Annotated in this window: 16 protein-coding genes; 8 read left to right on the top strand and 8 right to left on the bottom strand. The window is 73.0% G+C overall.

Translation table 11 applies throughout. The annotated features are described in order from the left end of the window. Positions 1-61: 61 nt before the first annotated feature. Positions 62-1,909, top strand: coding sequence for a S8 family serine peptidase (locus AB0J46_RS21340; protein ID WP_364334363.1), 1,848 nt, complete (start codon positions 62-64; stop codon positions 1,907-1,909). 251 nt (positions 1,910-2,160) lie between these two features. Here the strand turns inward: AB0J46_RS21340 and AB0J46_RS21345 are convergent, their stop codons facing one another. From AB0J46_RS21345 to AB0J46_RS21360, 4 genes are all read right to left on the bottom strand, one after another. Then, entirely contained in the window at positions 2,161-3,354 is a 1,194-nt protein-coding gene (locus AB0J46_RS21345) for an NAD(P)/FAD-dependent oxidoreductase (RefSeq protein ID WP_364334366.1), read from the bottom strand. Positions 3,355-3,513: 159 nt separating this feature from the next. Then, positions 3,514-3,972, bottom strand: coding sequence for a hypothetical protein (locus AB0J46_RS21350; RefSeq protein ID WP_364334369.1), 459 nt, complete (start codon positions 3,970-3,972; stop codon positions 3,514-3,516). Between the two features lie 2 nt (positions 3,973-3,974). Beyond that, complete coding sequence (locus tag AB0J46_RS21355; RefSeq protein WP_364334372.1) at positions 3,975-4,544, bottom strand: hypothetical protein; 570 nt, start codon at positions 4,542-4,544, stop codon at positions 3,975-3,977. 97 nt (positions 4,545-4,641) lie between these two features. Continuing rightward, positions 4,642-5,598, bottom strand: coding sequence for an NAD-dependent epimerase/dehydratase family protein (locus AB0J46_RS21360; RefSeq protein ID WP_364334375.1), 957 nt, complete (start codon positions 5,596-5,598; stop codon positions 4,642-4,644). 184 nt (positions 5,599-5,782) lie between these two features. On the opposite strand from AB0J46_RS21360, the gene AB0J46_RS21365 reads away from it, so the two are divergent. Beyond that, a complete protein-coding gene (locus AB0J46_RS21365; RefSeq protein ID WP_364334378.1) occupies positions 5,783-6,331 on the top strand; it encodes a hypothetical protein in 549 nt (182 codons plus the stop codon). A 2-nt stretch (positions 6,332-6,333) separates the two neighbouring features. Next, a complete protein-coding gene (locus AB0J46_RS21370) occupies positions 6,334-9,033 on the top strand; it encodes a M48 family metalloprotease (RefSeq protein ID WP_364334381.1) in 2,700 nt (899 codons plus the stop codon). Here AB0J46_RS21370 and AB0J46_RS21375 read toward each other — a convergent pair whose 3' ends face one another. Together AB0J46_RS21375 and AB0J46_RS21380 are read right to left on the bottom strand one after the other, a co-directional pair. Then, on the bottom strand, positions 9,034-11,085 hold the full coding sequence (locus AB0J46_RS21375) for a SpoIIE family protein phosphatase (RefSeq protein ID WP_364334384.1): 2,052 nt from the start codon (positions 11,083-11,085) through the stop codon (positions 9,034-9,036). A gap of 80 nt (positions 11,086-11,165) precedes the next feature. Next, positions 11,166-11,723 carry a TIGR00730 family Rossman fold protein gene (locus tag AB0J46_RS21380; RefSeq protein WP_364334387.1) on the bottom strand — a complete coding sequence of 186 codons (558 nt, stop codon included), beginning with the start codon at positions 11,721-11,723 and terminating at the stop codon, positions 11,166-11,168. Between the two features lie 107 nt (positions 11,724-11,830). Between AB0J46_RS21380 and AB0J46_RS21385 the strand changes: the two genes are divergently transcribed. After that, positions 11,831-12,736 (top strand): polysaccharide deacetylase, encoded by a 906-nt coding sequence (locus AB0J46_RS21385; protein ID WP_364334390.1) that lies wholly within the window; start codon positions 11,831-11,833, stop codon positions 12,734-12,736. 41 nt (positions 12,737-12,777) lie between these two features. On the opposite strand, the gene AB0J46_RS21390 is transcribed toward AB0J46_RS21385, so the two are convergent. Together AB0J46_RS21390 and AB0J46_RS21395 are read right to left on the bottom strand one after the other, a co-directional pair. Continuing rightward, a complete protein-coding gene (locus tag AB0J46_RS21390) occupies positions 12,778-14,295 on the bottom strand; it encodes an alpha-L-arabinofuranosidase B (RefSeq protein WP_364334393.1) in 1,518 nt (505 codons plus the stop codon). 274 nt (positions 14,296-14,569) lie between these two features. Further along, entirely contained in the window at positions 14,570-14,878 is a 309-nt protein-coding gene (locus AB0J46_RS21395) for a hypothetical protein (protein WP_364334396.1), read from the bottom strand. A gap of 125 nt (positions 14,879-15,003) precedes the next feature. On the opposite strand from AB0J46_RS21395, the gene AB0J46_RS21400 reads away from it, so the two are divergent. From AB0J46_RS21400 to AB0J46_RS21415, 4 genes are read left to right on the top strand one after another with little or no spacing between them, the layout of a single operon-like run. Continuing rightward, complete coding sequence (locus tag AB0J46_RS21400; RefSeq protein WP_352353844.1) at positions 15,004-15,300, top strand: phosphopantetheine-binding protein; 297 nt, start codon at positions 15,004-15,006, stop codon at positions 15,298-15,300. Next, a complete protein-coding gene (locus AB0J46_RS21405) occupies positions 15,293-16,474 on the top strand; it encodes a cytochrome P450 (protein WP_364334400.1) in 1,182 nt (393 codons plus the stop codon). The genes AB0J46_RS21400 and AB0J46_RS21405 overlap by 8 nt, the downstream gene beginning before the upstream one ends. Continuing rightward, positions 16,471-17,745 carry a condensation domain-containing protein gene (locus AB0J46_RS21410; RefSeq protein ID WP_364334403.1) on the top strand — a complete coding sequence of 425 codons (1,275 nt, stop codon included), beginning with the start codon at positions 16,471-16,473 and terminating at the stop codon, positions 17,743-17,745. Before AB0J46_RS21405 ends, AB0J46_RS21410 begins: the two co-directional genes overlap by 4 nt. Continuing rightward, positions 17,738-19,114: an amino acid adenylation domain-containing protein gene (locus tag AB0J46_RS21415; RefSeq protein ID WP_364334406.1), complete on the top strand. Its 1,377-nt coding sequence runs from the start codon at positions 17,738-17,740 to the stop codon at positions 19,112-19,114. Before AB0J46_RS21410 ends, AB0J46_RS21415 begins: the two co-directional genes overlap by 8 nt. The last annotated feature ends 86 nt before the right edge of the window (positions 19,115-19,200 follow it).

The following is a 19,200-nucleotide window of genomic DNA, read 5'->3' on the forward strand; positions in this document are numbered from 1 at the left end:
GATGTTCCGCTCACAAGCCGCATGAGCACAGCTCATGTCACCCCCGGAGAAAGGCGTTTCCATGCGTCGAATCTCAACCCTGTTAGCCCTGGCCTCCGGCGTCTGCCTGGCACTGTCCGGCTGGGCCACCGCCGCCGAGGCCGACTCCCCGGCCGCCGCCGACCAGCAGCGCTACATCGTCCAGCTCTCTGGCGTGTCGCGGGCACAGGTGGCGAACGAGGCGCAGCAGCAGGTCACGGCGCACAAGGGCGTGCTGGTGGGAACCTACCGGTACGCCTTCAACGGCTACTCGGCCCTCTTCACCCCCGAGGAGGCCGCCAAGCTGAAGGGCGAGTCCGGTGTGCTCACCGTCGAGCCCGACCACGAGGTGCACGCCTTCGCGCAGACGGTGCCGAGCGGCATCAAGCGCATCTTCGCCGACCAGAACATCAACCTCGACATCGACGGCACCGACGACGTTCGCGTGGACGTGGACGCGGCGGTCGTGGACACCGGCGTCGACCTCGACCACCCCGATCTGAACGTGGTGGCCAGCACCAACTGCACCAGCGGCGTCTGCTCGGGCACCGGCGACGACGACAACGGGCACGGCAGCCACGTGGCCGGCACGATCGGCGCCATCGACAACTCCGTCGGCGCGGTCGGCGTCGCCCCCGGCGCCCGCATCCACGCCGTCAAGGTGCTCAACTCGGCGGGCTCCGGCACGCTGGCCGGTATCGCCGCCGGTCTCGACTGGGTCGTGGCCAGGGCGAGCACGATCGAGGTCATCAACCTGAGCCTCGGCTGCCAGGGCTGCAGCAGCTCCGCGATCAGCAACGCGATCACGAACGCCACCAACGCGGGCATCGTCGTCGTCGTGGCCGCCGGCAACAGCTCGGCCGACGCCTCCGGCTTCTTCCCCGCCAACCACCCCGACGTCGTCACCGTCTCGGCCGTGACCGACTTCGACGGCCAGCCCGGCGGCCTGGCCGGCACGATCACCGTGCCGTGCCGCACCGACGGCGCGACCGACACCGACGACACCCTCGCCTGGTTCTCCAACTACGGCACCACGGTCGAGGTCGCCGCCCCCGGCACCTGCATCTACTCCACGTGGATGAACGGCGGCTACAACACCATCAGCGGCACCTCCATGGCCAGCCCGCACGTCGCGGGCGCCGCGGCCGTGCTGACCAGCGGCTCGAACAAGCCCACCACCCGGGCGGGGGCGCTGGCCGTACGGGACAGGCTCAAGGCCACGGGCAACCTCAACTGGACCGACGACGCCAGTGACGGGGTCAAGGAGCCGCTGCTCGACGTGCACGACGCCACGCAGTACCCGCCGACGACCGGTGGCAACCAGCCGCCGGTGGCGAGCTTCACCCAGTCGTGCGACAACACCACGCGGGCGTGCTCGTTCAACGGCTCCGGCTCCAGTGACCCGGACGGGAGCATCGCCTCCTACGCGTGGACCTTCGGCGACGGCTCCACCGGCAGCGGCGCGACCGTGTCGCACACCTACGCCGCCGCGGGCACGTACACCGTGGCCCTCACCGTGACCGACAACGGCGGGGCCACGAACTCCACCAGCAAGAGCATCACGGTCGGGACCACCCCCGGGAACTGCACCGGCTACCAGACGCCGTTCTCCGGCAACCTGACCAGCGGGCAGAACGTGTACTACCCGAACAGCTCCGGCTACACGGCCGCCGCCGGGACGCACCGGGCGTGCCTCGACGGGCCCTCCGGCGTGGACTTCGACCTGTACCTGCAGAAGCAGGGCATCCTCGGCTGGACCACGGTGGCCAGCAGCGCGGGCAGCGGGCCTGACGAGTCGCTGACCTACAACGGCACGGCGGGCACCTACCGCATCCGCGTGTACGCGTACAGCGGAAGCGGCGCCTACACGGGCGGCTACACCAAGCCGTAACCCCGCACCTCTGCGACCCCGTGCCCCACACGGGGTCGCTCCCCTTTTCCGGCCCCCGCGTTCCCCCACACGGGGGTCGCTCCCGTCCTCCGGCCTCCCGCGGTCCCTCACACGGGGGTCGCTCCCGTCCTCCGGCCTCCCGCGGTCCCTCACACGGGATCGGAGTCCCCATCCGCGTTTCTACCCGATCTCGGGCACGCCGCGTCCGGGGTCCGCTGCGGCCGCTCACGAGCCTGGCTCGCCGGGGATCGTCAAGGTCGCCGGACCGTGCCCACTCCCGCCGGGAGCCGGGGGTTGATCTCGGGGAAGGAGCCGTCGCCGAACAGGATCCGCGCGGCCAGCGCCCGGCCGGGACGGGTGCGCAGGACGGTCACCGCGGCCTCCGCCGCGACCGGTGACCGGATCCCCGCCAACAGCCGCCGCAGCAACAACCGGCCCCGGAACCGGGCCCGCAGCGCGGCCCCGTCGTACCGCTTCAGCACCTCTCGGTCACCGGTACGCAGGTAGTCGGCGATCACCGACGCGGCCAGCTCGGACATCCGCAGGCAGGGGTCCAGCCCACCGGCCGTCAGGGGCGACACCGCGCCCGCCGCGTCCCCGACCAGCAGCCCGTCCGGGCACGCCAGCCGCCGCAGCACGCCCCCGACCGGGATCGGGCCTCCCCGGCGCTCGACCGGTCCGGCGGGCGTCGCGCGACCGGGCGCGTCGGCGGCGAAGGCGTCCAGCAGACGGCGGACGCCGGCCCGCATCGCCCCCGGCTCCCCCGCGACCCCCACGTGGGCGTGCCGCCCGTCGTCCACCACCCACCCGAGGTACCCCGGAGCCACCCGGGGATCCAGCACGCAGTGGAACGCCGGAACGCCCGAACCCGGCGCGACCGCATGGACGATCTCGGCGCCGACGAGAAACCGCCGGTTGACGTCGAGACCGAGATCACGCGCCACCCGCGACCGCGCCCCATCCGCCCCCACAACAAACCTCACCCTCACCACCTCCACCCCCACAACGCCGACCGCGCCCTCCGCGCCGTCCGCGCTCTCTGCGCCGCTTGTGCGTTCCAGGTGTACGAGGCCCGATGAGCTGCCCGTGTACCTGACGCCCAGCAGGACGCGGGCGCCGGCCGACTCCGCCGCGCGGCGGGCGTGCTCGTAGACGGCGGCCATGTCGGCCACCCGGAACTCGTCCCGGTCGCTGGTGAGCCGGATCGGCGAGCGCCGCGACGGCGGATACAGCAGGACGTCCCGGACACCGGGCCCGAGCAGGTGGCCGGGTAGGTCGAAGTCGTCGAGCGTGCGGCGTACGAAGATCCCGGTGGTCCGGACGCCGGCCGACAACGACCTGCGGCGGTCGACGACCATGACGTCCAGCCCCCGCCGGGCCAGCAGGCGGGCGGTGCTCAACCCGGCCAGCCCCGCCCCCACCACCAGAACGTCCACTGTCTGCATATTCCGGGACGTTAGGCCCGAACCCCCAGCCATGGGACAGTCTGCACTGCACCCGCCCCCAACCTGCACACCCCCACCACACCACCAGCGGCACGTTCACGCAGCAGAGGCCCGAGATCGGCAGCCGAGGTCACGCATCGCGCAAGCGGACGAGGGCCGTCAGCGCACCGCGCCCACGACCGCCTTGCCCTCGTGGGCCGCCGCCGCGTAGAACGGCGCCAGCGCCTCCAGTCCTTCGTACGTCCCGCCCGCGTGACCGGCGCCGAACCTCCACCCCTCCTCGGCCAGGCCCCGCGCGACCGCCGCCACCAGACCGGGATCCAGCACGAACGGCGGACCGTAGCCGACCTCGCACCCGGCCACGTCGTTCGCGCCGTCCTCGCCGGTGGCCACCGCCAGCCAGGGGAAGCAGTACCTCCATCGCGCGGTGCCGTGCTCGGCCTCTGCGCGTCCCTCGGCGATGGCGGTGAGCGAGCGGTGGTCGTCCGCGAACACGTCCGTCTCCAGGGGGAGACCGCGCGACCGGCTCTCAAGGACGGCCCCGATGAGGGCGGGTTCGGCCCGTACGGACTCCAGCAGCGCTACCTCGATCTTCGCGAGGCTCAACCTCATCGACACGCTCAGGAATCGTACGCGGCGTCCGGCACGTCCGGATGCTCCTGGAGTGCGGCGAACGGCCCCCGATCCACCACGATCACCTTGTCGCCGGCGTACCCGTCCAGGTCAGCGGCGTTCCAGCTCTCGGCCGGCCTGATCCGGTGGAACCGGAACGTCGCGCTGGTCTCGTTCGCGGTCACGACGCAGCGCACCGGGGCGGGCGGGTGCAGGGCGCGGGTGAGCCGGCCGACCTCCAGGGCGAGCGCCACGCCGTGCAGCAGCAGGACGCGCTGGCCCTCGTCGCCGATCACCGGCGCGTGATCGACGGTGACGACCTCGACCGGGACGAAGTCCTCCAGATGCACGGAACTCCGGTCGCACTCCCAGCCGGTGAGGTCGTGGAAGGGCGCGGGGGCACGTTCGGCGCCGTCCGTCGAGGCGGCCCAGCCGAGCACCTCACCCCGCCGGACCAGCCCCTGGGCCACCCGTTCCCGCAGGCCGGGAGCGAGGCCGCCCGGCGGTGCTGGCAGGGCCGGGCCGCCCGGCACACCGAGCAGACCGGCCGCGGAGTCGTTCATCGTCACGTGCAACACACCGTCCATGATCCCGGTCACGGCGCCCCCGCGCAGGCAGCCGACCGCCCATGCGGCCAGGGGGCCCGGGGGGGGCGGAGGCCCGGGGGGCGGAGGGTCAGGGAAGTAGGTGGAGGAGTTCGGTTTCTTCGTCGGTGGTCAGGCCGGCGCGGGTCACTCGGTGGCTGGAGGCGCGCAGCCAGGCGAGCGTGTCGCGGGCCGTGTCGGCGACCGGACGGATGCGCAGACCGGCGGCCAACGTGGCGGAGGTGTCCCGGGCCATGAACCCGGCGTATTCCGGCAACGGCAACCACAGCGGCAGCGAACGCGGCCCGGCCCACGGCTCGACCTTGTGCCCGGCGAGGAACTCCTGGCCCGCCCAGACGAGCTCCGGCGCCACCGCCAGCCCCTCGGCGATGCCCGCCAGCATCTCCCCCCTGGTGAAGGGCATGGAGATGCCGTCGTAAGGGCCGGTCAGCCCGGCCTGGGCCGCGTCGAGCGTCCAGGCCGCGAGATCGCGCACGTCGACGAGCTGCACCAGATCGCCGGGCGAGCCGGGAGCCAGCACGGGGCCGCCGCGCGCCAGCCGCTCGACCCAGTAGGTGAACCGGTCGGACTGGTCCTCGGGGCCGACGATCAGCCCGGCCCGTACGTGCAGCGCGCCGTCGCCGAGGATCTGCTCGCACGCCACCTTGGCCGGCCCGTAGTTCTCCGGGTCGCTCTCGTCGGCGTCGGCGGGCAACGGGGCGTGCAGGACCTGGTTGACCCGGGTCGCGTCGGAGTAGACGCTGCACGACGAGACGAACGTGTAGTGACCGGCCCGGCCCGCCAGCTCCGTGACCGCGCGCCGCACCTGGCTGGGCAGCCGGGCGACGTCGACGACCAGATCGAACGCCCCCTTCAGCGGCGCGAGCCCGCCGTCTTCGGCCCGGTCGACCCGGACGAACTCCACGCCCGAGGGCGGTTCGCCGGCCACGCCGCGCGCCGCGCACACCACCTCGTGCCCGCGGTCGCGGGCCTGCCGCGCGATCTCCCTGGACAGAAACCTCGTGCCGCCGAGAACAAGTGTCCGCATGCCTGCCATCCTGGCCCACCCGGCCCGTCCGGACCCCCGCTCTTCACTTCCAGCGCAACACTCCCCCGGCGGCGGGACGTCCGCGAAAGGGGCCGATCGCCTTCAGCGGTCATGTATCCGCAGAGCGGCGGACATGCTCTCATAGGGGTGATTCGGGGACTCAGTTCAAGTCAGGCGAGGAGACATGCCCGAACCAGGCTCCCCAGAACCCGGCATTTCCGGCGGCGACTCCCGTCGTACGGCGCCGACCATCGAAGAGGCCGCCCGGACGATCCTGCTCGACGTGGCCCCCGAGGACGTGCGCTTCCTGCCCCTGGCCTGCGCGGACTTCTTCGGCAACCCGGCCGCCCGCAGACGCGCGGTCCGCGCCACGCTACGCGGACGCGAACGCGACCAGCCCACCGGCTTCGACGCGGGCGAGGGCATGCAGCTCGTGCTCGGCGTGGTCCTGACCCTGCTCAACGGCGTGGCCTGCGAGGTGCTGACGGGCATGACCACCGAACGGGTCGACCGGCTGCGGGCCCGGTGGCGGGCGCGCCGCCGTCGCAGGGCGCTGACCACGGCCGTCGCCCCGCAGGGCGAGCGCACGCCGTTGCCCAGGGTCAGCGCGGTGGAGGCGGCGGCGATCGGCGCGCAGGCGGCCGAGATCGTGCTGGCGGCGGGGATGCCCGAGGAGCTGGCCCAGCGCGTGAACACGCTGCTCGCCGCGGCCCTCATCGACCCGCGGCCCTGACCGTGGGCCCGCCCGCCGGCCCCTTCCGGCAGGCGACGGCGCGGGCCGGCACGCCCGCGACGCCGCCTCCTCCGCGGCTGGACCCGTTCGCGCTGCCGGCTGCGACAACGGCCCGCTTCCTGCTCATGATCGTCGTCGCGGTCACCAGCGCCGTGCACCTGTACCTGGTCCTGCTCGACCGGTACGCCGCCGGCAGCCCTGACCGCGGCTATCGTGCCTGCGCCCTGGCCGCGGGATCCGGCGCGGGAGCGATCCCCGACGGCGTCCTGGTCTCGGCCTACATCGACTGTGTCCAGCGGTATTCGGCGCGCACCGGGTGGGTGGTGATCGGCATGGTGGCCGGGCTGCTGGCCGTGGCCGTCGTGATCCACCTCCTGCACCCGCGCCTGGTCATGCTCTCCGGTCCCCGACCGCTGGCCCAGTTCGCGGTGGACGAGGGCATGGCCGCCGTGGTGCGGCGCGTCGAGGACACCGTACGGGCCCTTGCCCCAGGGACGGAGGTGTACGTCGCGACCCTGCGCGCGAGCGCGAGCGGCCGGGCCTTCGGCCGTCGTCCCCGGTACCGGATCATCCTCGACCTCGGGCTGCTGCGCGCGGCCGACGCCGACCCCGGGCAACTCGACACCGTCCTCGCCCACGAGCTGGCCCATCTGCGCAACAATGACGTCGGCCTGACCACGTTCGCCTTCGCGGTCTGGTGGGCGTACCTGCTGGTCGTCGCGCTGCCCCTGCTGCTGCTCGCGGCGGTCGAGCCGGGCCTGCTCACCGTCCTGCCGTGGCGGCTGGCGGCCGTGCTGGCCCTGCTGTGGTTCGCCCGCACCTCGGTGCTCAGGACCAGGGAGTACTACGCCGACCTGCGCGGCTGCGCCACACCGGACGGCGAGCGGCTGCTCCTGGACACCCTGGGCCCGTCACGGCCGCACAACCGGCGGCGCCGACGGGACCGGGGACCGTGGTCCTTCCACCCGGGCGACGAGGAGCGGGCGGGCGTCATCCGCGGCGCGCCCCGGCTGTTCCGGATCGGCGTGGTGGAGTCCGCGGCCGCCGGCGCGCTGCTCGGACTGGGGTACTCGCCGTGCGTCCAGCTCGTGGAGATGACCTTCACGGTGCCCGTGGCCTCCCCGTTCAGCCCGGCGCGCCTGGCCGTCGGGGTGCTGTTCGGGGCGCTGGCCACCGGGGCGGTCGCCGGCACCGTGTGGCGGGCCGGGCTGCTGGCGCAGGCCACGCACACGCGTCCGCCGTCCACGCTGCCCGCCGCGCTGGCGCTTACGGCGGGGATGGTGACCGGTCAGCTCGTCGCGCCGCCGCTGGCGACCGCGGCCGGCTCGTGGGCCGACGTCCTGGCCGGCTCCCCCGTGATCGCGGTCGTGCTGGCGGCGCTGCTCGCCGTCCTGTTCCAGCTCATGCTGAGGTGGGCGGTCCTGTGCGCGTCGGTGTGGCTGCCGCTGGCCCGGCGGGTCCGGACGGCCGCGCTGGCCGGCTCGGCGCTGTCGGCGGTGATCTTCGGGGCGTGGCTGAGCCACTGGTTCGACATGATCGCGTCGATGATCGACAGCGCGGCGAGCCGGGACATTCTCTGGTACGGCCTGTTCACCGCCGCTGTCAGCCCGGCGTTGCAGCTCTGCGTCGTGCTGGCCTGCGCCACCGCGTCGATCGGCTGGGCGGTGCGGCGCGGCCTGCCGCCCCGGCCCCTCGCGGCCGTCTGGCGGGACGCCCCGCCGAGCCGTCTGGCGGCCCCCCGCATGCCGCTGCCGGCGGTCAACGTCACCGCGCTGGCGATCTGCCTCGTCTACGCCGGGGTGATGATCCCCTTCTACGGATGGCTGCGCTCGACCTTCGGCGGCGTGCCGCTCACGGGGGCCGTGCCCATGGAGAGCGCCGCCACTCTCTTCGCCCCTCTGCTCGTCGTGGCGACCGCCGTGGCCCTGACCGGGGCGTTCTGCTTCGGTGTGGCGGCCGGAGGGCGGGGCGGCACCGCGCCGGTCGTGGCGGGCGCCGGGATCCTCATGCTGCTGACCGTGTTCGGCCTGGTGCCGCTCATCATGATCCACCTGGTCATCGCGGCGTGCGGCGCCGAGAATCTGTCGTCCTGCATGGCTCCTCTGCCGCGCCTCGTCGACCTGTCGCAGAGCGGGCCGTTCTTCTCGGTCGGGTTCGCCGGGCTGGTCGTCACGGGCACCGCCGCCGCGTGGCTGGGCAGCGCCCTGCGCGGCGCCGCGCAGGCGCTGTCCGCCGTGGGGCCCCGGCCTTGGGGAGCGCGTCCGTGGAACGGCGTCACCGGGCGGCCGGTCGGCGCCGTGTTGTCGCTCGTCCCCACCGCGCTCGCCACGGTGCTCTTCGGCTACCTGGCCGTCACCATGGTGGCCACCGCGAGCGACAAGCCGGTGGCCGTGGATCGCGCGGCCATGACCCGCGAGCTCAGCGCGGCTCCCCGGGGCCCGCTGCCGCCGGCCCGCGCCTGCTCGGCCGTCGGCGCGGTCAGCTCCGGACTGCTGTTCACCGACATCTTCGGCGACTTCTCCCGCGTCATCGCGGGCATGGCCAGGAGCGCCGGGTACGCCATGGCCGCGCGCGACCCGGCCGTCCAGGCCATGGGACGCGAGACCGCGGCCGCCCTGCTGGCCGGGGACTCCGCACGGGCGATCCTCGACCATAACGCTCTGCGCAACCTGTGCGTGGTCACGGGCGTGCTGCCCTCGTGATCACTCCTCCTGCGCGGGCGGCAGCCGCAGGGCGATGACGGCGATGTCGTCGAGGCCGGTGCTGGGCAGCCCGCTGAGCACCTGGTCGCAGAAGCTCTCCAGCGGCTCGGCGGCGAGCGACTCCGCCACCCGGCGCAGCCGTTCGAGACCGAGGTCCAGGTGCTCGCCCGACCGTTCGATGAGCCCGTCGGTGTAGAGCAGCAGCGTGCTGCCCGGCGGCAGCGGCTCGGTCCGGGAGGCTCGGGTCCCGTCGTCGGGGAAACCGAGCAGCGGGCTGACGGCTTCTTCCAGGAAACGTCCGTGGCCCTGGGCGGTGACCAGCAGGGGCGGCGGATGGCCGGCCACCGCGAACCGCAGCCGGTGTCCGCCGTTGCCCTCCTCCACGCGGGCGAACACGCACGTGGCCGTGACCTCGGAGGACAACGACTCCATCACGACGTTGAGCCGGGTCAGGATCTCGCCGGGCGGCTCGCAGCGGTCCATCGCCAGCGCCCGCAGCATGTTGCGCAACTGGCTCATCAGGACGGCCGCCGACAGGTCGTGCCCCGCCACGTCGCCGATGACCAGCGCCGGGACGCCGTCGGGCAGGACGAAGGAGTCGTACCAGTCGCCGCCCACCTCGGCGGCGCTGGGGCTGGCCCGGTAGCGGGCCACGATCCGCAGGCCGGGCAGGCGCGGCGGCTCGGCGAGCAGGCTGTACTGCAGGGCCAGCGCGACCTGCTGGGTGCGCTGGAAGCGGATGGCCCGGCTCAGGGCGTCGTGGGCGTGGCCGAACATGTTGCCCAGCAGCGTGATGTCGGCCCGGTTGATCGCCGGACGGTCCCCGCACGTCACCACCCCGACCACGGCGGGCACCGCGCCGTCGACCACGACCGGCAGGACCAGCATGCTGTTGGCGCCGCTGGCGGCCAGCCACGCGCGGGTGCCGGCCGGCGCCAGGTCGGGCGGCGGGCACCCGGCGGGGAACGTCTGGAGCACGGGCCGCCGCCGCCGGACGACCGCCACGAAGGCGTTGCCGTCGTCGAGCTGCTCCTCGCTGTACGGCGACAGCGGCACCAGGCCGCGACGTACCGCGGTGACCAGCCGCTCGACGACGAACGGCGTCCCGCCGTGCCGCTCGCCGGTGAGGTCGGTGATGAGGTAGACGCCGCAGCCGTCGGCCAGCTCGGGCACGATGACGTCGGACAGCGCGCCGAGCATCTCCTCCAGGCTGGTGAGCTGGGCCGTGGCCGCCGCGGCGCTGTCGAGCAGGCGCTGCCGCCGCTGCTCCTGCCAGTGCTCCTCGATGTCGGTGCACGACCCCACCCACTCCACGACCTGGCCGCTCTCGCAGATGGGCACGGCCCGCATCTGGAAGTGCCGGTAGGAGCCGTCGGCGGTGTGCAGCCGGTAGACGTGCTCCCAGGTCTCGGTGGCTCTGCTGACCGCCCCGGCCCACGACCTGATCGTGTCCTGGCGGTCGTCGGGATGGACCATCTTCAGCCAGCCCTGCCCGCGGTGCCTCTCCCACGGCTGCCCGGTGACCCGCTCCCAGCTCGGGCTGGGCTCCTTCACGTAGCCGTCGCGCGTGGTCACCCAGACGATCTGGGCGCTGACCTTCATCAGGCTCTCGTAGCGGCGCAGGATGCGGCGGCGTTCCTCGGCCAGGGCCTCGATCCGGCGGGCCGCGGTGACCTGGTCGGTCACGTCCATCACCACTTCGAGCACGCCGTAGTCGCCCGGCCCGAAGACCACGCGCGACAGGCTGGAGGTGAAGAACCGCCGCTCCTCGCACTGCGGCCCGACGACGTACTCCGGCTCCGCCGTGGTGACGAACGGCTCGCCGGTGGCGTAGACCCGGTCGAACTGCTCGCGGAAGTGCACCTCGACGAACTCCGCGAACGCCTCCTCGACCGGCAGGCCGGTGCGGGTGTCGGCGAACAGGGAGCGGTAGGCGGCGTTGGTGTAGACCAGGCGGTGGTCGGGGCCGCGCGCGACCGCCACGCCGACCGGCGCCGGTTCCAGCACCTCGAACGCCAGCCCGCTGCCCGCGGGCTCGCCGTCAGCCCCCATCGTGACCTCCCCCGACGGCCACACCCTCCCTCCCCCCTACCCGCGCACGATCCGCTCCGAACGCGCGCCGCGGGGGCCGGTCAGCCGCCGGCGCCCGGCGGGACCAGGCCCGACTGCTCCTCCAGGTAGGCGATCGCCCCGACGCCCTCCTCGGCGAAGAACACCAGCTCGGTGAGGGGCAACGGCAGGAAGCCCTCCGCCTCCATGCGCTGGAACTGCTGCTTGAGCCCGTCGTAGAAGCCCGCGGTGTTCAGCAGCACGACCGGCTTGCTGTGCAGGCCGTGCTTGCGCAGCTCCAGGATCTCGGTGGCCTCGTCGAGCGTGCCGCTGCCGCCCACCATGATGACGAAGCCGTCGGCGCGGGACAGGAGCTGCGCCTTGCGCTCGGCCAGGTCGCGGGTGATCATCATCTCGTCGGCGCCCGGCCGGGCCTTGTGCGCCAGGAACTCGACCGAGACGCCCACCAGGCGGCCGCCGGCCTCCTGCACGCCGTCGGCCATGACCTTCATCAGGCCACTGTCGGAGCCGCCCCACACCAGGGTGTGCCCGCCCTTGCCGATGAGCTCGGCGAACTCGCGGGCGGGGCGGGTGTAACGCTCGTCGAGGTCGGCGGCGGAGCAGAAGACGCAGATGTTCACGCCGTAACTGTAGGCGAACCTGTCCAGGCCAGGGCACCTGGGAAGGATCTGCCCAAGATCCGTCGAGTCCGGTGCCCGTCCGTCATGGTGAGGGTACGTCCTGGTCCATGAAGAAAGCCATCAACGTCTGCTTCGGCGTGGACGTGGACGCCGTGGCGGGCTGGATCGGCTCGTACGGCGGCCAGGACTCGCCCAACGACATCCAGCGGGGCGTGTTCGCCGCCGAGGTCGGGACCCCGAGGCTGCTACGCCTGTTCGCCCGGGAGGGGATCAGGACGAGCTGGTTCGTCCCCGGGCATTCGGCGGAGTCGTTCCCCGACCAGATGCGGCGGATCGTCGAGGCCGGGCACGACGTCGGCGCGCACGGCTACATGCACGAGAACCCGGTCGCGATGTCCGCCCAGCAGGAGGAGGACGTCCTGGCGCGCAGCCTGGAGGTGCTGGACAAGGTGCTCGGCGTCCGGCCCCGGGGCTATGTGGCGCCGTGGTGGGAGATGTCCGCGCGGACCGTCGAGCTGCTGCTTCGTTACGGCTTCGGCTACGACCACTCGCAGTCCTACCGCGACTTCCAGCCCTTCTACGCCCGCAGGGGCGAGCAATGGACGCACATCGACTACGAGCAGGCCGCCTCGTCCTGGATGAAGCCGCTCGTGCCGGGCCAGGAGGTGGATTTGGTGGAGTTCTCGGCCAACTGGTACCTCGACGACCTGCCGCCGTTGATGTTCATCAAGAGCTCGCCGAACAGCCACGGCTTCGTCAACCCGCGCGACCTCGAACAGCAGTGGCGCGACCAGTTCGACTGGGTCTACCGCGAGCTGGACTACGCGGTCTTCCCCGTCACGCTGCATCCCGACGTCAGCGGGCGTCCCCAGGTGCTGCTGATGCTGGAGCGGCTCATCGCGTACATGCGCGGGCACAAGGGGGTCACGTTCATGTCGATGGCCGAGGCCGAGATCGACTTCCGCGCCCGTTTCCCCTTCGACGGGCGGGCGCGCCCGGCCGACATGCACTGAGCCGTCCCCGGCCGCGGGCCGGGGACGGCTCGGGGCCCCGTCTACGCCAAGGGCGGGACGACGGCCCAGCTCACGTCCGCCGCCCAGGAGGCGGCGCTGTCGAAGGCGTGCGAGCCGCCGTTGCTCGCGACGTAGACGGTGTTGTCGTAGTGCCGCAGGAACCGGTCGGGGAAGTTCGCGGCGGCGAACGACGTGCCCTGGCCGCTCTTGCCGGCCTGCGGGCAGAAGGTGGCGTCGGCGGCGAACAGCGCGCTGCCGTCGTCGTGCTGCCGGTAGAGCTGGTAGTTGCGGTGCCGCAGGTAGTCGCCCGGGTAGTTCCGCGACTCGAACGACACGCACGAGGCCCCGGCCAGGCCGCTGCGGACGATCCACGTGGCGTCGCTCCTGTCCAGCGACGAGCTGCCGGCACCGATCACCGACGTGACCACCTGGTCGTTCTGGTGGCGCAGGTAGCGGGTGGTGCAGCAGGCCGTGGTCGCGCGCAGCGAGACGGACGCGCCGGGGGTGAGCGTCCCGTCCGCGCCGCCGGTCGTGGTGCTGTAGCCGGCGGCGACGATGTTCGCCTGCACGGCGTTCTCGGTGGCGTTCGAGGGGTAGCCGGCGGTCATCACGCCCTCGTAGAAGGTGCCCGCGGAGCCGTTGCTGTTGTCGCCGCCGATCCCGAGGATGATCGCGCCCTCCTTCTTCATGGGGTTGTAGCCCGGGGCGTTGGGACGGGGACCGTCGTAGTAGGTGGACAGGCCGCCGGACTGGGCGTTCCCGGCGCGGATCGCCCAGTGGTTCGGCTCGCCCTTGACGACGGCGGTCAGGTAGCGGTGGCTGACGCTGGGGTCACCCGGGTTGTAGCCCGGGTTCACGCCGGAGAACAGGCCGTTCTCCAGGTCGGCCATGACCCAGGGGCCGTTGCCGGTGCCGTAGCCCCAGACCTTGATGTCGCCGAAGTAGATGGCCTCCATGGTGCCGTTGCCGTTGTCGCGGCTGTTGGTCTCGGCGTTGCCGTAGTCGAAGCAGCAGCCGCCGTTGTGGTGGGTGCCGTCGAAGACGGCGTACATGCCTTCGGGCTGGTCGCCCTTGGCGATGCCGTTGGTGACGTTGTCGCGGTAGCCGGTGCCGGGGGTGACGCGCACGCCGTACGCCTTGTGGCCGTTGACCATGGTCGGGGCCGCGGTCGCGATCGCGAGGTTGTCGTACCCGCCGGGCGCCGGGCCGGGGAAGCCGCCGGGGGGCGCCTGGGTGAGGTGGTTGCCCCGTCCGGACTGGTCGTAGAGGACGGTGATGAGGCAGGTCGTGCCGGCGCAGAACGTGTCCTGGGCGGCGGCGTCGGCGTAACCGCCGGCGGCGAGCAGGCCGATGTCGCGGGTGGCGTTGTCGGAGGAGCGGCGGACCTGGTAGAGCGGGCCGTTGTAGGCGGCGTACAGGGCGCGGGTCGTGCTGTGGGCCGCCACGCAGGGGGTGCCGCCGGCGCCGTAGATGTCGCACGGCTGCTGGGCGGCGGCCCGCGCCGCCGAGGGGGCGCCGGCGAGCAGCCCGGCGACGAGCAGGACGGCGGCTCCCGCCATTTCGAGAATGCTTGATCGGGACCGGAACCTCATCAATGGACCTCCGCTTTCCGAGGAAATTCCAGGCATGAGTACGCACGCTCGCGCGCACCCCAGAAATGCCCACCCACCTGCTGCATCACCGAATGATTGGCAGCGATGTTATCGCTAACATAATTACCGGCAAGAACCTCCGGACATACGTGAGAGACTTGACCGGCCCACTATGAAACGAAATCCGGCAACCCGTCAAGCGCTGCCCTGCCCGTTTTCACCGGGCCCGGCTCACGCCGTTTCACACAGCCGCACCACGACGACCGCACCGGCCTTCAACCGACCGGCGTACGCGGTCGTGCGCCAGGCGCAGGGCCTGCTCGAAGGTGGCGGTGCCGAGGTCCAGCACCACGATGTCCTCGACCTGGGTCGTGCCGTCATAGGACAGCTCCGCCTGCTCCTGTCGCACCGTCCGGCCGATCTCCCGGACCTGCGCGAGGGCCGCCGGGTCGGCCTGGAGGCGATATGGGAACCACTGGGTTCCGCAGGCGGTGAGGGCGGCCGACAGGCAGAGGGCGAGCAGCGCGTTCCTCGTGCGCGGACCGTTCACGGTCACCTCCCGGCGGGAGTCTAGCCGGGCGGCGGCGGAGGTGATCAACGCATTCTCAACGGGGGCTCAACATCGGCGGGGGCAGGGTGGCCGGGTCTGCGCGTTCACCTCACCACGGAGCTGGGATGACCACTGTCACGTCACGGGACGACCTCGAACTGGAATCGGCGTACGAGGCTCCGCGCACCGACATCGAACGGCGGCTGGCCGGCCTGTGGTCGGCCAAGCTGGGCGTCGCGCCCGTCGGCATCGAGGACGACTTCTTCGAGCTGGGCGGCGACTCCCTGCTGGCGGCCGACGTGCAGTTCGCGATCGACCGGGAGTTCGGCTTCGAGGTGCCCGCCTGGACGCTGTTCCTGTCGCCGACCATCGCCGAGCTGGCCGAGGTGATCGGCTCGCCGGCCCCGCTCGACCATGCGTGACCTCGCCGACCCCGCCCTGTTCGAGGCGGGCGGGCAGCACGAGACCTGGCGGTGGTTGCGTGAGAACGACCCGGTGCACCGGCACGACCGGGGCTTCTGGTCGGTCACCCGGTACGCCGACGTGGACCGCGTCCTGCGCGACCACACGTGCTTCACCAGCGAGCGCGGGACCCTGCTCAACCTCCTGGGCCGCGACGACCCGGCCGCCGGACGGCAGCTCGCCGCCACCGACCCGCCCGAGCACGACCGGATGCGCGGCCCGCTGCAGAAGGTCATGGGCATGCGCTCGGCCGCGGCCTACGAGCCGTCCGTCATCGCGGCGATCACCGCCCTGCTCGCCCCCGGCCTGGACGGGCCGGAGTTCGACCTGGCCGCCGCCGTACGGGGGTTGCCGCTGGCGCTGGTCGGGCCGCTGCTGGAGCTGCCCCGCGACGACCGTCCGCGCCTGCTGACGCTGGTCATGGCGGCCAGCGCCGAGGACGACCCCGACTACCGGCTCGCCGGCGACGCGTCCGGGACGCTGCGCCGGGCGCACCGCGAGCTGTTCGCCTACTTCCTGCAGCTGGTGCGGGAGCGCGCCCGCAAACCGGGCGACGACCTGATCAGCCTGATGGTGTCGCAGGACGGCGGCCGGATGGACCCCGGCACGGCCGTCTCCAATTGCTACAGCCTGCTGCTCGGAGCGAGCGTCACCCTGCCGAACGTGGCCAGTTCGACGGTGTTCGAGCTGGCCGGGGGCGGCGGCTACCGCGCCTGGGCCGGCCGTCCGGACCTGCTGCGCGACGGGGTCGAGGAGGCGTTGCGCTGGGCGTCGCCCGGCAGTCACTTCATGCGGCACACGACCCGGCCGGTGCGGCTGTCGGGCGTGGAGCTCGCGGCGGGCGAGCCCGTGGTCGCCTGGATCGGCTCGGCCAACCGCGACCCCGCCGTCTTCGCCGACCCCGACACGTTCGACCCGGCCCGCACGCCCAACCGCCACCTCGCCTTCGGCAGCGGACACCACTACTGCATCGGATCCCACCTGGCCCGTCTGACGCTGCGGCTGTTCTTCGCGACGCTCTTCGCGACCTTCGCCGACGTCGAGGTGGCCGGCGACCCGGTCCGGGTGCGATCGACCTTCCTCACCGGTTTCAAGAAGCTGATCATCTCGGGGACGCCCAGGAGAGGCCAATGACGACAGAGATCCCGTTCACCTACGCCCAGCAGCTGCTGCTCGGGCTGGAGCAGGCCGTGCCGGGGAGCGTGGTCAACTCGACGTTCATCGTGCGGGCGGCCTACCGGGTGGCGCACGAGGTGGACGCCGGCGTGCTGCGCCTGGCCGTGGACGACGTCGTGGCCAGGCACGACGCGCTGCGCACGGCCGTGTCGCGCGACCCGGACGGCGAGGTCCGGGCGCGGGTGCACGAGAGCGCGCCGGGCCGCCTGCTGGTGCACGACGTGGACGACGAGGACGCCTTCCTCGCGATGGCCACCGGCTCGGCGTACCCGCCGGAGGAGCCGCCGTTGTTGTGGGTGCACCTGGGCCGGTGCGCGGACGGCACCAGCCTGCTGGTGATCGTCGCCCACCACCTCACCTCCGACGCCTGGTCGCTGCCGCTGCTGGCGCGCGACCTGTCGGACGCCTACACCGCCCGGCTGCGCGGCGGGCCGCCGCCGGGCTCCGCCGTCATGGGGTACGCCGAGGTCGCCGCCGACGACTTCTCGCCCGCCTGGGAGCGGACGATCACCGACGCGCTGCCGTACTGGAAGGAGCGGCTGGACGGCGTGGCGGAGCTCGCCATGCCGGTGCCGACGCCCGGCAGGCGCGGCGACCAGCGGACGTGCCGCTTCGCCGTGCCCGGCCCGCTGTGGCGGGACCTGGGCCGGGTGGCCCGCCGCCGCCGGACCACGCCGTTCACCCTGCTGCTGACGGCGTTCACCGCGTCGGTGTGGGCCGGGCGCCACGACGCGGTCGTGCCGGTCATCACCGCGGGGCGCAAGCCGTCGGAGTGGTACACGGCCGGGTTCATGCTCAACATGTTGTGGCTGCGGATCACCACCGGCGACCCCGCCGACCTGGACGAGCTGAGCCGCCGCGCCGACCAGGCGTGCCGGGCGGCCTACCGGCACGACGTGCCGCTGCTGCGGGTGCTGCCGCAGGCGCCGGAGCTGGCGGCCGTGATGTTCGACCCGTCGGAGGTCGTCGAGCGCACCTTCCCGGTGTTCCAGCTCATCCCCAGGACGCCGTTCGCCCCCACCGCCGAGGACCCGGCGCTGGTGCTGACGCCCGTGCCGGAGGAGCGGCAGCCCGCGCCCGTGATGCCGGTGCACCTGCTGTGGTCGATGCGGGTGGACGAGGAGGTGGTCGGCATCGTCTCCTACGAGGCCGCGATGTTCGGCCGGGACTGGGTGGAGGCGAAGGTCGCCGGGTTCCTGCGCGTGCTGGAGCGGCTGGCCGATGCTTGAGCTCATCGAGCCGCACCTGGGCGGCACGGCCACGGCGATCGCCGACCGCGAGGGCGAGCTGTCCTACCGGGACCTGGACCGGCGCAGCGCCGGGCTGGCCCGGGTGTTGCTGGACGCGGGCCTGCGCCCGGACGAGCCCGTGGTGATCCATGCGCATCTGTCCCGGTGGGCGGTGATCGGCATGCTCGCCGTCCTGCGGGCCGGTGGTCGTTACGTGGCCATCGACGCCGCCTTCCCCTTCCAGCGGCAGCAGGACGTCGCGCAGGCGTGCGGGGCCCGGATCGCGCTCATCGAGCCCGACATGATCGTCCCGCTGACCGGCCCGGCCCGTCGCGTCGAGATGTCCGGCACGGACCTGCCGGGCGGGCCGCTGCCCGCGACCTCGGGGCGGCTCGCCTACACCTGCTTCACCAGCGGCTCGACGGGCACGCCGAAGCCCGTCACCGTCTCGCGCGCCGCCCTGGCCTGGTCGACCGGGGCCCGGCTGGCCCACTACGCGGCGCCGGTCACCGGGTTCCTGCTCTGCTCGTCCATCTCGTTCGACAGCTCGGTCGCCGGTATCTACTGGACGCTGGCCTGCGGCGGCAGGCTGGTCATCCCGAGCCAGCGCCCGTCCGACCTGGCCGCCGTCGCGCGTTTCGCCGTCGCGCACCGGCCCTCGCACCTGCTCATGGTGCCGTCGTTCTACGGGCTGGCGCTCCGCAACGGCCTGGCCGACGCGTTCGGGTCGCTCGGCACGGTGATCGTCGCGGGCGAGACGTGCCCGCCCGCGCTGGTCGGGGAGCATTACGCGGCGCTGCCCGGCGCGGTGCTGCACAACGAGTACGGCCCCACCGAGTGCACCGTCTGGAGCACGGTCCACCGCTGCGTCCCCGAGGACGCGCGGGCGTCCCGGGTGCCGATCGGCCGCCCGGTCCCGGGGGCGCGGGTGTCCATCACCGATCCCGGCCCGGACGGCGTCGGGGAGCTGGTGATCTCCGGCCCCGGCCTGGCCGAGGGCATCGGGGACGCCTACCGTACCGGCGACCTGGTCTCCCTGCGCCCGGACGGCGAGCTGCTCTTCCACGGCCGCGCCGACCACCAGCTCAAGCTGGGCGGCGCGCGGCTGGAACGGGCGGAGATCGAGCACGCCATGGCGGGCTTCCCCGGCGTGCTGGCCGCCGCCGTCGGGGTCGCGCGGGCCGGTTCGGGACCGGCCCGGCTGAAGGGCTACCTCGTCACCGGGGAGGACCGGATCGACCGCCGGGCCCTGCGCGCCCACCTGCTGGACCGGCTGCCGATCGTGGCCGTCCCGACGGTGTTCCAGCGGCTGGACGCGCTGCCGCGGCTGCCCAACGGCAAGGTCGACTACACCGCCCTCGACGGCTGACCGCCTCCCGGGATGATGGGGGGCGTTCCGTACGCGGTCACCGGGAACCGCTCGCGGCCGGTCAGGCAACAACAGTTGTCCTGATT

The organism is Nonomuraea sp. NPDC049758 (assembly GCF_040674635.1).
In the GTDB taxonomy this organism is placed as follows: domain Bacteria; phylum Actinomycetota; class Actinomycetes; order Streptosporangiales; family Streptosporangiaceae; genus Nonomuraea.

Excerpts from the sequence above, each read along its gene's own strand:
- AB0J46_RS21340 (WP_364334363.1), top strand. The coding sequence starts at position 62 with ATGCGTCGAATCTCAACCCTGTTAGCCCTGGCCTCCGGCGTCTGCCTG.
- AB0J46_RS21345 (WP_364334366.1), bottom strand. The coding sequence starts at position 3,354 with ATGCAGACAGTGGACGTTCTGGTGGTGGGGGCGGGGCTGGCCGGGTTG.
- AB0J46_RS21360 (WP_364334375.1), bottom strand. The coding sequence starts at position 5,598 with ATGCGGACACTTGTTCTCGGCGGCACGAGGTTTCTGTCCAGGGAGATC.
- AB0J46_RS21365 (WP_364334378.1), top strand. The coding sequence starts at position 5,783 with ATGCCCGAACCAGGCTCCCCAGAACCCGGCATTTCCGGCGGCGACTCC.
- AB0J46_RS21375 (WP_364334384.1), bottom strand. The coding sequence starts at position 11,085 with ATGGGGGCTGACGGCGAGCCCGCGGGCAGCGGGCTGGCGTTCGAGGTG.
- AB0J46_RS21385 (WP_364334390.1), top strand. The coding sequence starts at position 11,831 with ATGAAGAAAGCCATCAACGTCTGCTTCGGCGTGGACGTGGACGCCGTG.
- AB0J46_RS21390 (WP_364334393.1), bottom strand. The coding sequence starts at position 14,295 with ATGGCGGGAGCCGCCGTCCTGCTCGTCGCCGGGCTGCTCGCCGGCGCC.
- AB0J46_RS21400 (WP_352353844.1), top strand. The coding sequence starts at position 15,004 with ATGACCACTGTCACGTCACGGGACGACCTCGAACTGGAATCGGCGTAC.
- AB0J46_RS21405 (WP_364334400.1), top strand. The coding sequence starts at position 15,293 with ATGCGTGACCTCGCCGACCCCGCCCTGTTCGAGGCGGGCGGGCAGCAC.
- AB0J46_RS21410 (WP_364334403.1), top strand. The coding sequence starts at position 16,471 with ATGACGACAGAGATCCCGTTCACCTACGCCCAGCAGCTGCTGCTCGGG.
- AB0J46_RS21415 (WP_364334406.1), top strand. The coding sequence starts at position 17,738 with ATGCTTGAGCTCATCGAGCCGCACCTGGGCGGCACGGCCACGGCGATC.